General features: G+C 73.4%; 10 protein-coding genes. 8 read left to right on the forward strand and 2 right to left on the reverse strand.

Annotated features, from left to right (window positions below; genetic code table 11):
• Positions 1-325: 325 nt before the first annotated feature.
• Positions 326-1,570 carry a nucleotide sugar dehydrogenase gene (locus ACGFN2_RS35540; RefSeq protein ID WP_362614077.1) on the reverse strand — a complete coding sequence of 415 codons (1,245 nt, stop codon included), beginning with the start codon at positions 1,568-1,570 and terminating at the stop codon, positions 326-328.
• Positions 1,571-1,787: 217 nt separating this feature from the next.
• Between ACGFN2_RS35540 and ACGFN2_RS35545 the strand changes: the two genes are divergently transcribed.
• The 7 genes from ACGFN2_RS35545 (at position 1,788) to ACGFN2_RS35575 (ending at position 11,861) form a co-directional block, all read left to right on the forward strand.
• Entirely contained in the window at positions 1,788-3,494 is a 1,707-nt protein-coding gene (locus ACGFN2_RS35545; protein ID WP_393367086.1) for a glycerol-3-phosphate dehydrogenase/oxidase, read from the forward strand.
• Between the two features lie 232 nt (positions 3,495-3,726).
• The gene (locus ACGFN2_RS35550; protein WP_393367096.1) at positions 3,727-5,865 is read left to right on the forward strand and encodes a serine/threonine-protein kinase; all 2,139 of its coding nucleotides are present in this window, start codon (positions 3,727-3,729) and stop codon (positions 5,863-5,865) included.
• 213 nt (positions 5,866-6,078) lie between these two features.
• Positions 6,079-8,385: a protein kinase gene (locus ACGFN2_RS35555; RefSeq protein ID WP_362614071.1), complete on the forward strand. Its 2,307-nt coding sequence runs from the start codon at positions 6,079-6,081 to the stop codon at positions 8,383-8,385.
• 200 nt (positions 8,386-8,585) lie between these two features.
• Positions 8,586-8,711: a hypothetical protein gene (locus ACGFN2_RS35560; RefSeq protein ID WP_362614069.1), complete on the forward strand. Its 126-nt coding sequence runs from the start codon at positions 8,586-8,588 to the stop codon at positions 8,709-8,711.
• Between the two features lie 6 nt (positions 8,712-8,717).
• Positions 8,718-9,896, forward strand: a complete 1,179-nt coding sequence (locus ACGFN2_RS35565; RefSeq protein WP_393367089.1) for an acyl-CoA dehydrogenase family protein — start codon at positions 8,718-8,720, stop codon at positions 9,894-9,896.
• 7 nt (positions 9,897-9,903) lie between these two features.
• Positions 9,904-10,902, forward strand: a complete 999-nt coding sequence (locus tag ACGFN2_RS35570; RefSeq protein ID WP_393367091.1) for an acyl-CoA dehydrogenase family protein — start codon at positions 9,904-9,906, stop codon at positions 10,900-10,902.
• A 473-nt stretch (positions 10,903-11,375) separates the two neighbouring features.
• Positions 11,376-11,861, forward strand: coding sequence for an ATP-binding protein (locus ACGFN2_RS35575; RefSeq protein WP_362614062.1), 486 nt, complete (start codon positions 11,376-11,378; stop codon positions 11,859-11,861).
• Between the two features lie 354 nt (positions 11,862-12,215).
• On the opposite strand, the gene ACGFN2_RS35580 is transcribed toward ACGFN2_RS35575, so the two are convergent.
• Complete coding sequence (locus ACGFN2_RS35580; RefSeq protein WP_362614059.1) at positions 12,216-13,142, reverse strand: cyclase family protein; 927 nt, start codon at positions 13,140-13,142, stop codon at positions 12,216-12,218.
• Between the two features lie 108 nt (positions 13,143-13,250).
• Here ACGFN2_RS35580 and ACGFN2_RS35585 point away from each other — a divergent pair, with 108 nt between their 5' ends.
• Positions 13,251-14,159 carry an SDR family oxidoreductase gene (locus ACGFN2_RS35585; RefSeq protein WP_393367094.1) on the forward strand — a complete coding sequence of 303 codons (909 nt, stop codon included), beginning with the start codon at positions 13,251-13,253 and terminating at the stop codon, positions 14,157-14,159.
• Positions 14,160-14,408 lie beyond the last annotated feature (249 nt).

Consider the following 14,408-nt stretch of genomic DNA (forward strand, 5'->3'; position numbering starts at 1 on the left):
TGTGGCGGGGCCCCCCCCGGGGGGTGGGTGACAAAACAAACCCCCCGTCGCTGGGCCCGCATCACGATGCGGGCCCAGCTACTGGTCTTTTACATCTCCCCCCACCGGACGGAGGCCGCCACACAAACGGGAGGGGGCGGTCCGGAGGGGCCTGTGTTGTGGACGTAAAGCGAAGCAGTCCACAACACAGGCCCCGGAGGACCGAACCCGGCACCACAACGAACAACCGCGGCCCCCGCCCAAACACCACCCCCGCCAAAGGCGAAAAGCAGGCACGGCGGGGCCACCTGACAACGTGGGAAGCGGGGCTACGAGCCCAAAACGGCTACAAACGATGGGCGGCACCCGAAGGAGTGGCGCCCCTCGTGTCGAGGAGCAGCTGCGCTTTCACGGCGAGCCCCTGGAGGTCATACGTGCGGTGCGGCTGCAACAGGACCGTCAGGTCCGCCGCGGCCGCGGCCTCGTAGAGGGAGTCGGCGCGGGGGACGGGGCGGCCCAGGACGTTCCACTGGGGGACGTAGGGGTCGTGGTACGTGAGGTGCGCGCCGAGTTCCGTCAGGCGGGAGGCGATCTCGTGGGACGGGGAGCCCGCCTGGTCGCCGATGTCGGGCTTGTAGGTGACGCCGAGCAGCAGGATGCGCGCGCCGCGGGCGGATTTGCCGTGCTCGTTGAGGAGGGTGGCGCAGCGCTGGATGACATAGCGCGGCATGCGGCTGTTCACCTCGTGGGCCAGTTCCACCATGCGGAGCGGGTGGCCGGGTGAACGGCCTTTGTGGGGGGAGTGGTTGGGGTCGACGGGGGCGGCGTGGCCGCCCACGCCGGGGCCGGGGCGGAAGGCCTGGAAGCCGAACGGTTTGGTCTCGGCGCAGCGGATGACGTCCCACAGGTCGACGCCGATCTCGTGGCAGAAGACCGCCATCTCGTTCATCAGGGCGATGTTGATGTGGCGGTAGTTGGTCTCCAGGAGCTTGGCTGTCTCGGCCTCGCGGGGGCCGCGGGCGCGGACGACCTTGTCGGTGAGGCGGCCGTAGAAGGCGGCGGCCGCCTCCGTGCAGGCGGGGGTGAGGCCGGCGATGACCTTGGGCGTGTTGGCGTAGTGGTGGGTGCGGTTGCCGGGGTCGTGGCGGCCGGGGGAGCAGGCGAGGTGGAAGTCCCGTCCGGCGGTGAGGCCCGAGCCCTCCTCCAGGAGGGGACGCAGGAAATCCTCGGTGGTGCCCGGGTAGGCGGTGGATTCGAGGATCACCGTGGTGTGCGGGCGCAGCTGCGCCGCCAGTGTGCGGGCGGCGTCGGCGAGTGCGGTGAGGTCCGGGGCGCGGTCCTCGCCGAGGGGCGTGGGCGCGCAGAGGACGGCGGTGCGGACCCGGCCGAGGGTGGTGGGGTCGGTGGTGGTGCGGAAGCCGGCGGAGAGCAGCCGGCGGAGTTCCGTGGCGGACAGCGGCCCGTCGCCGGCGAGCGCGGCGGCCTGTGGGTCGGGGTCGTAGCCGATGGTGCCGATGCCGGCGGCGGTGGCGGCCTGGGCGAGAGGGAGGCCGAGGTGACCGAGTCCGATGACGGCGAGGTCTGCGGGCATGCTGCGGCCGTCCTTCCCGAGCGACTGCGATGGGCGGGTGCGCATGACGTGTGTGGAGGGCGCATAAATACACTAAGCGGATATTTGACCCAGAATAGGGATTGGTGGATCAAGGCGGCGGGGTGTTGCCGTCACGAGTGGAGGGTGGATACCGGCACGCGGCGTGGACAGAATCGACGGACGGGGGGTGTGGCCCCGATCACAGCGGGAGGCAGCGGTGAAGACAGCGATACTGGGACCGGCGCAGCGGGCCGAGGCGCTCGCCCGAATGGCGGAGCGGGAGCTGGACATTCTCGTGGTCGGCGGCGGAGTCGTCGGCGCGGGGACCGCGCTGGACGCGGCGACCCGCGGGCTGGCCACCGGACTGGTCGAGGCGCGTGACTGGGCCTCGGGCACGTCCAGCCGGTCGAGCAAGCTGATCCACGGTGGTCTGCGGTATCTGGAGATGCTGGACTTCGCGCTGGTCCGGGAGGCGTTGAAGGAGCGCGGGCTGCTGCTGGAGCGGCTGGCGCCGCATCTGGTCAAGCCGGTGCCGTTCCTCTACCCGCTCCAGCACAAGGGCTGGGAGCGCTGGTACGCGGGCTCCGGTGTCGCGCTGTACGACGCGATGTCGGTCTCGTCGGGGCACGGCCGCGGGCTTCCCGTGCACCGGCATCTGTCGCAGAAGCGGGCGCTGCGGGTGGCGCCCTGTCTGAAGCGGGACGCGCTGGTCGGCGCGCTGCAGTACTACGACGCGCAGATGGACGACGCGCGCTACGTCGCGACGATGGTGCGGACCGCGGCCGCCTACGGAGCGCAGGTCGCCAACCGGGCGCGCGTGGTGGGCTTCCTGCGCGAGGGTGAGCGGGTGGTCGGCGTGCGGGTGGAGGACGTCGAAGGGGGCGGTGACTACGAGATCCGGGCGCAGCAGATCGTCAACGCCACCGGGGTGTGGACGGATGACACCCAGGCGCTGATCGGGGAGCGCGGGCAGTTCCATGTCCGGGCGTCGAAGGGGATTCACCTGGTCGTCCCCAAGGACCGGATTCACTCCACGACCGGACTGATCCTGCGGACGGAGAAGAGCGTCCTGTTCGTCATCCCCTGGGGACGGCACTGGATCGTGGGGACGACGGACACCGGCTGGGATCTGGACAAGGCGCACCCGGCGGCCTCCAGCGCGGACATCGACTATCTGCTGGAGCATGTGAACGAGGTCCTCGCGACGCCGCTGACCAGGGACGACGTGGAGGGAGTGTACGCCGGACTGCGGCCGCTGCTGGCCGGGGAGTCGGACGCCACCAGCAAGCTGTCGCGGGAGCACACCGTGGCGCATCCGGTGCCGGGGCTGGTCGTGGTGGCGGGCGGCAAGTACACGACGTACCGGGTGATGGCGAAGGACGCGGTGGACGAGGCGGTGCACGGCCTCGACCAGCGGGTCGCGGACTGTGTGACCGAGGACGTGCCGCTGGTCGGGGCCGAGGGCTACAAGGCGCTGTGGAACGCGCGGGCCCGGATCGCGGCGCGCACCGGGCTGCATGTGGCCCGTATAGAGCATCTGTTGAACCGCTACGGCTCGCTGACCGAGGAGCTGCTGGAGCTGGTGGTGGCCGATCCGTCGCTGGGTGAGCCGCTGGCGCACGCGGACGACTATCTGCGGGCCGAGGCGGTCTACGCCTGCACCCATGAGGGCGCCCGCCATCTCGACGACGTGCTGACCCGGCGCACCCGTATCTCCATCGAGACCTTCGACCGGGGCACCCGCAGCGCCCGTGAGGTCGCCGAGCTGATCGCGCCCGCGCTGGGGTGGGACGGCGACCAGGTCGAGAAGGAGATCGCGCACTACCAGAAGCGGGTCGAGGCGGAGCGCGAGTCACAGCGGCAGCCGGACGACCTGACGGCGGACGCGGCGCGGCTGGGGGCGCCGGACATCGTGCCGCTCTAGGCGGGCGGCGCGGGCGCTCCCCCGCCGGGACTCCCGTTCCTCCGGGCCGTCCTGACGGGAACACGGTGTCGCCCGGCACCCACCCGGGCCTTCCGCACGGCTGCGGATGAGGGAGAATGAAGGCTCTGCCAGGGTGGGTTGTCCGAGTTGGGCCAGTTTGGTGATCGATGGGACGTCGAAGCTGCCAACTCGGCTGGATTGCAGAGGGGATTCAGTGGGCGACGAGGTCGAGATGGACGGCAAGGAGGGCAGGCTGCTCGCCGGCCGGTACCGGCTCGCCGATGTTCTCGGCCGGGGCGGCATGGGTACCGTCTGGCGGGCACGCGACGAGGTCCTGGGCCGTACGGTCGCAGTCAAGGAACTGCGCTTCCCGGGCGGGGTCGAGGAGGACGAGAAGCGTCGTCTGATCACCCGCACGCTGCGCGAGGCCAAGGCGATCGCCCGGATTCGGAACAACGGCGCGGTGACGGTCTTCGACGTGGTCGACGAGGACGACCGCCCGTGGATCGTGATGGAGCTGGTCGAGGGCCGCTCGCTCGCCGAGGTCATCCGTGACGACGGTCCGCTCACCCCGCGCCGGGCCGGCGAGGTCGGCCTGGCGGTGCTCGACGTGCTGCGCGCCGCCCACGACGCCGGCATCCTGCACCGCGATGTGAAGCCGTCCAACGTCCTGATGTCCGATGACGGCCGGGTCGTGCTGACCGACTTCGGCATCGCCCAGGTCGAGGGCGACCCCTCCGTGACCTCGACCGGCATGCTCGTCGGCGCCCCCTCCTACATCTCCCCGGAGCGCGCCCGCGGCCACAAGCCGGGCCGGCCGGCCGACCTGTGGTCGCTCGGCGGGCTGCTGTACGCCTGCGTCGAGGGCGTGCCGCCGTACGACAAGGGCTCGGCGATCGCCACGCTCACCGCGGTGATGACCGAGCCGGTCGAGCCGCCGAAGAGCGCCGGCGGGCTGGAAGAGGTCATCTACGGCCTGCTGGTGAAGGACCCGGCGGACCGGCTGGACGACGCCGGTGCGCGGGCGCTGCTGCTGGACGTGGTGCACGCCCCCGAGGCGCAGAAGCCGGAGCCCCCGCTCGACGAGACCCGGGCCATGGTGCTGCCGACGGCGCCCAAGGAGCGGACGAAGGCGAAGCCCGAGAGCGCGCCGAAGCCGAAGCCCGCCCCGAAGTCCCGTACGCCGCGCAAGCCGAAGGCGAAGCCGGCCGCCGCCCCGGTGGCGGAGCCCGCGGCCAAGCAGGCGTCCGGGGGTGTCTCCACGGACAAGGGCAAGGGCAAGGCCGGTGCCGCCGCGGCCGGGGCCGGTGCCGCCGCATCGGCCACGTCCGCCACGACGAGCGCCCCGGAACGGACCGGGAGCCCGCGGCCGGAGGCTTCCCCGGCTGCCGGGGAGACGGCCGGGGCGGACCGTACGGACTCCGGCGCGTCCCGCCCGACGCTCACCCGCCCCGGCTTCGACACCGACGCCGCCAAGGAGCGGCTGCGCGGCGCCCTGGAGACGGTGCGTACGGCGGCCGCCGCGGCGCGGGCCCGTGCGGAGAACAGACCCGGGGACGGGAACCGTCCGGCGCCCCGTGCCTCGGTGACCGACGTCGTCCCGCGCCGCACACTGGTCATCGTGGCCGTGGTCGTCGTCCTGGCGGTGCTGGGCACGGTCCTGGCCGTGGCGCTGAGCAGTGGTGACACCGCGAAGGGCAGCGGCAAGCCGGCCGGCAAGGACGACAAGGCGTCGTCCGCGGCGAAGGCGAAGCCGTCCAGCGATTCCGCCGACGCGGACGAGGACGCGGCGAAGGGCGGGTCCGGCGCGTCGGACCCGCAGCAGCCGGGCGGGGTCAGCCCGGCCGAGGAGGCCGGCGACACCGGCGGCGAGGACGGGAAGGACGGCAAGGGGGGCAAGGGGGACAAGGCGGTGCCGGAGGGCTTCGCGCGGGTCTCCAACGGCCGGTTCCACTTCGGTATGGCGATGCCCGAGGGCTTCAAGCAGACCGGCACCGCGGGCGAGGGCTCCGGTGTCATCTACAGCGCCTCCGGTGGCTTCCCCCGCGTCCAGGTGGACTACAACGCCAAGCCCGGCTCCGACGCGGCGGCTTCCTGGCGCAGCCTGGAGCCGGCGGTGCGCGGTTCCAGCGAGGACTACCACCTCATCGACATCAAGTCGGTGAAGTGGCGCGGCTATCCGACCGTCGCCGACTGGTCCTTCACCCGCCGGCAGAGCGGTCAGGCGGTCCGGGTCCTCGACCGCGGCTTCCGGGCCGACGACGACCACGGCTACGCCATCATGATCACGTGCAAGAAGGACGGCTGGCCGAACAAGAAGTGCCAGGACGTGGTGAACACCGCGTTCAAGACCTTCGCCATCAAGGACTGAGCGCGCGGCCGGGGCGCGGGCCGGGCGATGGGCGGACAGAGCGCGCGTCGTTGCCGGACCGGGCCGCACGCCTCGGCGTGGGCACGTATCGTGAGACCGCTAAGACCGTACGCATCCGCATTCGGCGGGAATACGACCGGAAGTGACCAGAGGCGCCTGCGCCGATGGCGTCCGGCGCGACGGTAGACACAGCGCGCGCTGCGGGGAGGCGTCGTGGACGAGTACGCGGGAAGGGTGCTCGCCGAGCGATACCGCCTGCCGTTGCGGCCCCTCGGCGACGACGACTTCACCGAGTCCCGGGCGTTCGACACGTTCAGCGGGCAGGAGGTCCTGGTCCGTCAGGTGCCGCTGCCGGAGGTCGTGGACGCGGAGGTGGTGGGGGCGGAGCCCGCCGGGCCCGCCGAACGCGCCGGCGGCGGCCGCTACGGTGCCGCACGGCTGCCCGCCGGGGCGGGGGCGGCCGACCGCAGTCCCCGGGACCCCGCCGTGCGGCGCGCGCTGGAGGCCGCCACGACCGCGGCCCAGCTGGCCGATCACCCCCGGCTGGAGCAGGTCTTCGACGTCTTCGTGCAGGACGGCAGCCTGTGGATCGTCGCCGAACTCCTCGTCGCCCGGCCGCTGTCCGCGCTGCTGGCCGAGCGTCCGCTGTCCCCGCACCGCGCCGCGGAGATCGCCGCGGACCTGCTCACCGTGCTGCGGGTGCTGCACGCGGCGGGCCGGCTGCACCGCAACATCACCGCCCGTACGGTCCTGCTCTGCGACGACGGCCGGGCCATCCTGACCGGTCTGGCGGCGGGCGCGGCCCAGGAAGCGCTGTGCGGAACCGAGCCGCCCACCGGGGCCGAGCCGCCCACCGGCGCGGCGCCCGCCACCGGGGCCGAGCCGCCCGCCGATGCCGCGGACGTGCCGGACGAGGACGCGGCGGACCGGCCGGCCGCCCCGCCCGCGCCGACCGAGCCCGCACCGGACGGTGACGCCACCGCCCCCGCGTACGGCCGGCCCAGCGCCGCCCTCGCCGCCGAACGGGCCCGGCAGGCGCGGCTGACCGTCGTCGGCCCGGTCACCGAGCGCTGGGCGCCCGAGCAGGCCGGACCGGTGCACGAGAAGTGGCAGTTGGCGCCGCCGGTCGGCCCGGCCACCGACCTGTGGGCGGTCGGTGCGCTGCTCTACCGGTGTGTGCAGGGGCAGCCGCCGTTCCCCGAGGACAGCGCCGTCGAACTGGCGCAGCTGGTCTGTGCGCAGCCGCCCGCGGTCGCCGAGGAGTGCGGGGCGCTGCGGCCGGTCGTCGAGTCGCTGCTCCGTCAGGACCCGGCCGACCGCCCGGACGCCGAGGAGCTGAGCGGCTGGCTGCACTCGCTGATCCGTACCGCGCCGGAGCCGGAGGCCGACGGCCGGCTGGTGACGATGCCGGCGGAGGGGGCCGATCCGCGGCGGCTGCCGATCCTGCGGCGCCGCGGCGAACTCGTGCGGAGGGGACGGCACAAGAAGCCCCGGACGGGCCGCCGCACCGCACCGCGGCCGGTCCCGGCGGCCGCGGGTGCCGTCGCGCCCGCGCCGCCCGTGCCGCGGGCGCCCGCCCCGGAGCCCGCCCCGATGCCTGCCCCGGCGCCCGCCCCGGAGCAGCCCGCCCCGCTCGTCTCCACCGCCCGGCCGCCCCGCCCCCCGAAGCAGCCCAAGCCGCTGAGGCAGCCCCGGGCGGCCCGCCCGCCCCGGCCCGGCAGGTCCGCCCCGCCGCCCGGCGTGAGCATGCCCGCTGACCAGGGTCCGTACGAGCAGCAGACGCCGGGTCAGGCCGGCCCGGACGCCGCGCCCCGCCCGGCCCGTGCGCCGCGGCACCTCGGCCGGCTGCTGCTCACCGCGATCCTGCTGCTGCTCGTCGGCGCGGTGGTCTACGCGATGGCGTTCCTGCCGAAGTCCGGCCCGGACTCCAAGGCGGGCGGGCGCGGTGCGGACCGTACCGGCACCTCGGGTGCGGCGCCCGGGGCGAGCCCCACGCCGTCCGGGGACCAGGAGCGCGACGATGCCTCCGCCGGCCCCGGCGCACCGCAGACCGGCGCCCCCGCCGGGGTCGCCAAGGGCTTCGAGGTGCGCAGCGACCCGGAGGGCTTCCAGATCGCGGTCCGCAAGGGCTGGCAGCGGCGCGGTGCGAACGACCGGGGCCAGGTGCGGTACGTCGGCGGGGACTACGAGCTGGTGGTGGTGCCCGGCCGGGACGCGACGGCGGGCTTCGGCACCGACCCGATGGCGTATCTGCAGAACAAGGAGCCCGAGCTGGCGCCGTACCGCTCCTCCGGCTGGGCCTCGGCCTCCGGCCTCCAGCGGATCGACGTCGGGAAGACGGCGATGGCCGAGGGCACCTTCTCGTGGCGCGACAGCAGCGGCCGCGAGGTGTACGTACGCAACCTCGCGATGATCCACAAGGGCCGCTACCACCTCGTCCTGGTCATCGGCCCGGACCGTGGCCGGCGCGAGGTGGACCAGCTCTACGCGCAGGCGACGAGCGCCTACCGGCCGAGCTGAGGCGGCCGGGCGGCGGTTCCACGGGCCGCCCGTCGAGGCCGGCCGGCTGCTCGGGGCCGCCCTCCGGGGCGCCCGGGGTGACCATGGGGCTCCCGTCACGACATGAACTGACGCAACGTCAGATCGCCCTCCGAGATTCAGGGGTCGGGCCTTGTCGGCCCAGAGGGGCCACGGCTAGCCTGATTCTGACGGTCCATCAGATGTCGGATGCGGGCGGCGAGGGGACGGCGATGGCGAACCTGTGGGAGAGGCCCGACGAGACGACGGTCCACGGGCCGGTGCGCGGCCCCGCGCGCCGCGTGCCCGGACCGGACCGCGGCGAGTAGCCGCGCATGGACCTCAGCTGCACACCGGAGGAGGAGGACTTCCGGGCCCGGCTGCGCCGATGGCTCGGCGAGGTGCTGCCGCGGCTCCCCGACCCGCCCGCCGCGACCGACTGGCCCGGCCGCCGGGCGTACGACACGGCCTGGCAGCGGATGCTGTACGACGCCGGGTACGCGGGCCTGCACTGGCCGCGGGACGCCGGCGGACAGGGCGCCACCCCCGCCCAGCACCTGATCTTCCTGGAGGAGACCGAACGCGCCGGGGCGCCCTACGTCGGCGCCAACTTCGTCGGTCTGCTGCACGCGGGGCCCACCCTCGCCGCCGAGGGCACCGCCGGACAGCGCGCCCGCTGGCTGCCGCCGATCCTGCGCGGCGAGGAGATCTGGTGCCAGGGCTTCAGTGAGCCGGACGCCGGCTCCGACCTCGCCGCGCTGCGCACCAGGGCCGTCCGCGACGGGGACACCTACATTGTCAGCGGCGCCAAGATCTGGACCTCGCACGCCGAGGTCGCCGACTGGTGCGAACTCCTCGTCCGCACCGACCCGGACGCGCCCCGGCACCGCGGCATCACCTGGCTGGCGATGCCCATGGACGCGCCGGGGGTGACGGTCCGGCCGCTGCGCACCCTCGCCGGTTCCACGGAGTTCGCCGAGGTGTTCCTCGACGAGGTGCGGGTCCCGGTGGCCAACCGGGTCGGGGCGGAGAACGACGGCTGGCGGGTGACGATGGTGACACTGTCCTTCGAGCGCGGCACCGCCTTCGTCGGCGAGGTCGTGGCCTGCCGCCGGGTGCTCGGCGCGCTGGCCCGCGCCGCCCGCGCCAACGGCCGCTGGGACGACGCCGTGCTGCGCCGCCGGCTGGGCCGGCTCAGCGCGGAGTTCACGGCGCTGTGGCGGCTGACCCAGTGGAACGTGAGCGAGGCGATGCGGGGCCCCGCGCGCGGCGGCGGGCCGGGCGGCGGCGTCCCGGGAACCGGCGGCTCGGTCTTCAAGCTGCGCTACTCGCACGCCCGCCAGGAGCTGTACGACGCGGCGGCCGAGGTGCTGGGTGCCGGAGCGCTGGACGCGGACCACGCCTGGGTCGCGGACCGGCTGTCGTCCCTCTCGTACACCATCGCGGCCGGTACCTCGCAGATCCAGCAGAACATCGTCGCCGAGCGGATTCTCGGCCTGCCGAAGGGGCGGTGACCGGGCGGTGGACTTCCAACTCACCGGAGATCAGCGGGCGTTGAAGGAGGGCACCCGGGAGCTGCTGGCCGGGAGGTTCGGCCGGGACCGGCTGCGGGCGGCTGTCGGGGACCCCGCGCCGGACCGTGCGCTGTGGCGCGAGCTGGGCGCGGCCGGGTTCTTCGCGCTGCGGCTGCCGGAGGAGGACGGCGGGGTCGGGCTGGGGCTGCCGGAGGCGGTGCTGGTCCTTGAGGAGGCCGGGCGGGCACTGCTGCCGGGGCCGCTGGTGGCGTGCCAGCTGCTGGCCGGGGTGGTGGACGGTGTCGCGGACGGCGAGCGGATCGTCGGGCTGTGCGACGCGGCCCGGGAGCCGGTGCTGTGGGAACACCCGGCCGGATGCGATGAGTTGATCTTGCTGGAGGGGGAGGGCGGCGGGGGCGGTGGCGCGTCCGGGGGCGGCGTCGAGGGCGCACAGGGGCGCACATGCGGTGCGTACCGGAGCGCACCGGAACGGGTGTCCTGCGCCCCCTTTGCTTCCGTTGACCCCCTCACCCCGCTCGCCCGCGTCCTGGACCTGCCGCGCACCGCCCCCGTGGCCGTGGACGTCCCCCGGCTCCGGCGCGAGGCCGCGCTGCTCACCGCCGCCCAGCAGCTCGGCAGCGCCGTCCGCACGGTCGAGATGGCGGCCCGCCACGCCCGCGAGCGCGAGCAGTTCGGCGTCCCCATCGGCTCGTTCCAGGCGGTCAAGCAGCTCTGCGCCGGGATGCTGGTACGGGCGGAAATGGCCCGTAGTGCGGTCTATGCGGCGTCGGTCACGGAGAGTGATCTCGACATCGTGGGTGCGAAGTTGCTCGCCGACGAGGCCGCGGTCCGTAACGCACGGGACTGTCTGCAGGTCCACGGCGGAATGGGCTTCACCTGGGAGGCCGATGTCCATCTGCATCTGAAACGGGCCTGGTGGCACGCCGAGCGCTGGGGCACGGCGGCCGGGGCGGAGGAGCTGCTGGCGGCGGGCCTGATCGCCTGACGGCGTGGGCTCGGGAGCCGGGACGGGGGTGCGTGGTGGCCGGCGATGTCAGACTCAGGCATCCCGTGTGCGGAATGTCGGACTCACTACGCAGAAGCGGTCACGGAGTGTCGATATCGGGTTGTGTCCTAGGCGTGACTCGTCACAGGGGGGAGTCGGCGTACCGCTCGGGTACTCTCCGTTGGGTGCGAGTGGTTCCGATGCGCAACGGACCCGGTGCCGTCGGAAGGACGGCTCCGGGGTACGGACTGCGCGCCGCCCGCACTGGGCAGGGGCCCGGTCGCCCCTCATGTTCGACTCCCCGGAAAGTGCGTCGCACAGTATGCAGGACGCATACTCCCTTGCGCTGGAATATGCCCGAAGCGCTTGTTGGGGTGACTGAACGTCAACCATGCTGTGCTTCGCCGGGGTCACGCACCGTGACCTCGTGGAGGCGCGAGGCGATGTTTCCGCCGGTTCGGATGGTGTGAGCGGTGCAGGTGCTTCAGGTGCAGTTGGACGTACGGCCCGATCCCGCGGAGGTGGGGCGGGCCCGGCGGTGGGCCCGGTCGCGGCTCGCGGGCTCCGGCATAGGGGTCGACGAGCCACTCGCGGAGACGCTGATCCTGCTGATCTCCGAACTCGTCACCAACGCCGTGGTGCACACCGGCGCGGCCGCCGAGCTGCGGATGTGCTTCTCCGGGTCGGGTGCCGTGGTGGGCACGGTCCGGGTCGAGGTGGTGGACGCCAGCGCCCGCCCGCCGCGCCAGCGCCACGCCGACGGCGACGACACCAACGGCCGCGGCCTGGAGCTGGTCGACGGCCTGGCCGACCGCTGGGGCTGGCAGCCGGAGGGCGCCGGCAAGCGGATCTGGTGCGAGGTGGACCGCGGCCGGCCGCTGCTCATGGCGGCAGGGTCCGATCTGGGGGCGTATGAGCCCTCGTGCGCGGTGTCACGCACCGTGACGCACCGGGCGTAGCCGAGCCGGGCGGTACCTCGCCGACGCGCCTCCGTGACACCCCTTCCGCCGGATGCGGCAAATCGGGCGTAACGAAATCAGTCCCCGGCCAGGTGTTGACGTGGCGTGGCCGGTTGATCACTCTTGGGTGAAGCGATTCGCCGTGAGGGGACGCCGAGGTCGTGGGGGGAGCCGGGATTCCGGTCCGGGGCCTTGGCGAGTGCGGGTCGTGGCCCGGTTGGGGGCCCCGGCGGGAAGCCGGGGGAGGGTGGCGGCCCGCGGTGCCGTGCTCGGGGCGCGCATGAGCGCTCCGCCACCTGGTCGGCCGGGCGCCGTCGAGTCGCCGGCGTGGGGCCGGCGGCTCGACGCGGCCGCTCAGAGGATCGCCACCGGAGCGACCGGCGCACCGGACCCGCCGACGAACGGTTCGGCCATCGCGGACAGGAAGAACGTGAAGCGGCCCGCCTCCGCGCAGGCCGTCGACAACTCCTCCAGATTCCAGTTCTGGCCCTGCAGCATGCCCATCTCCACGAGATGGAGGGCGTGCACCGGCATCCACAGGTTCTCGATCTCCGGCGGGAAGATCTCGAAGGTCAGGGTGTCGTTGGCGACCGCCGCGACCTCGCGCGCATGGAACCACTCCGGTGTGCGCAGCGACAGGCCGGGCGACGGGAAGGCGTAGGCCTGCCGGTCGCCGGCGAGGTAGTGCCGCAGCTGTCCGGTCCGTACGAGCACAATGTCGCCGGTCCCTACCGTCGTCCCGGCCAGTTCCTCGGCGGCGTCCAGGTCCTCCGGGGTGACGGCGTGCCCGCCGGGCAGCCGCTCGGTGCCGTGCACCCGGGCCACGTCCAGGAGGACGCCGCGGGAGGCGATCGGGGTGGCCTTCTCGATGCCGAGGCGGGTGGCGCCGTCGTGCGCGGTGACCGAGTCGGCGGGGCGGTTGTTGTAGAGCCGCCCGGAGTGCGAGACATGGGTGAGGCCGTCCCAGTGGGTGCCGGCCTGCAGGCCCATGGTGACCGCATCGTCGGAGGTCGCGACCGTCCCGGGGCCGAAGAGCTCCTGGTTGATGGCGGTCATGGTGTGCAGCGGGTTGACCCGGCCGGGGATCACGCCGGTCTGTACGCCGTCGTGCCGGAGGGGGAGTGCGAGCGCGATCCGGCGGCCGCTGCGGATGTGGGCGGCGGCCTCCCGGACGACCTGATCGGTGATCAGGTTGAGCGTGCCGATCTCGTCGTCGGCGCCCCAACGCCCCCAGTTGTTCACGCGTTCGGCGATGTCGTGGAACTCCTGCGGCAGGGGCATGGGCCCTCCTCGGGGCGGCGGGGTTCGGGTCGGCCCGGGGTCTTGTGTTCGTATCGGGTCTGCTCAAAAATCTAACGGTCCGTCAGAAACTGCGGGAGGGGTCACGGCATGGGGAACTTCTTGGCCGGCAAGGTGATCGCCGTCACGGGGGCGGGCCGCGGCATCGGCCGGGCGGTCGCCCTCGCCTGCGCGGAACAGGGCGCGAAGGTGGTCGTCAACGACTACGGGGTGGCCGTCGACGGCGGCGAACCCAGCAGCGAGATCGCCGAATCCGTGGTGAAGGAGATCGAGGCGGCGGGCGGTGTCGCCACCGCGGTCGCCGACGACGTGTCGACCATGGCCGGCGGCCAGCGGATCGTGGACACCGCGCTGGCGCAGTACGGGCGGATCGACGGTGTGGTGTGCGTGGCCGGCATCCTGCGGGAACGGATGCTCTTCAACATGACCGAGGAGGAGTGGGACCCGGTGGTCGCCACCCACCTCAAGGGCACCTTCACGGTGTTCCGGGCGGCGGCCGCGGTGATGCGGCGCCAGGGGTCCGGGACGCTGCTCGGCTTCACCAGCGGCAATCACCAGGGGTCCGTCTCCCAGGCCAACTACTCCGCCGCGAAGGGCGGGATCATCTCGCTGGTACGGAGCGCCGCGCTCGGGCTGCACAAGTACGGGGTGACGGCCAACGCGGTGGCGCCGGTCGCCCGGACCCGGATGTCGGCCAAGGTGCCGATGGAGCTGACGGAGATCGGTGAACCGGAGGACGTGGCGGCGCTGGTCGTCTATCTGCTGAGCGAACGGGCCGGGGAGATCACCGGCCAGGTCTACACGGTCGCCGGGCCGAAGATCGCCGTGTGGGCCCAGCCTTCGGAGCTTCGCTCCGTGTATGCCGAGGGGGGCGGGTGGACGCCGGAGCGGGTGGCGGAGGTGCTGCCGGGGTCGGTGGGGGTTGATCCCATGCCGATGTTGGGGCGGGTTTCGGATATGGCTGCGGCGGCTTCGGCGTCGGCTCGGGGGAGCCGGTAGCTTCCCCACGTTTTCGGCTTTCCCGCCGTGGGCTGCGCCTTGCTCTCGGCCCACGTTGTTGTCTTTCCCGCGGTGGGGGTTTCTCGCCGTTGCGCCTGCGGCGGGCGGGTCCGCTGCGCGGGGCGTGGGTTGAGGTGGTGTTTGTTGCTGCCTGCGCCGTTGCGCCTGCGGCGGGCGGGTGCGTTGTGGGTGCGGTGACGGGCCTCCGGGGCCTGGTGTGTGGACTGCTTCGCTTTACGTCCACACACC

This window comes from Streptomyces sp. NPDC048612, assembly GCF_043199295.1.
GTDB lineage: Bacteria > Actinomycetota > Actinomycetes > Streptomycetales > Streptomycetaceae > Streptomyces.

Coding starts and splice junctions, on each gene's coding strand:
- ACGFN2_RS35540 (WP_362614077.1), bottom strand. CDS start 1,570: ATGCCCGCAGACCTCGCCGTCATCGGACTCGGTCACCTCGGCCTCCCT.
- ACGFN2_RS35585 (WP_393367094.1), top strand. CDS start 13,251: ATGGGGAACTTCTTGGCCGGCAAGGTGATCGCCGTCACGGGGGCGGGC.
- ACGFN2_RS35560 (WP_362614069.1), top strand. CDS start 8,586: ATGTCGGATGCGGGCGGCGAGGGGACGGCGATGGCGAACCTGTGGGAG.
- ACGFN2_RS35580 (WP_362614059.1), bottom strand. CDS start 13,142: ATGCCCCTGCCGCAGGAGTTCCACGACATCGCCGAACGCGTGAACAAC.
- ACGFN2_RS35550 (WP_393367096.1), top strand. CDS start 3,727: ATGGACGGCAAGGAGGGCAGGCTGCTCGCCGGCCGGTACCGGCTCGCC.
- ACGFN2_RS35565 (WP_393367089.1), top strand. CDS start 8,718: ATGGACCTCAGCTGCACACCGGAGGAGGAGGACTTCCGGGCCCGGCTG.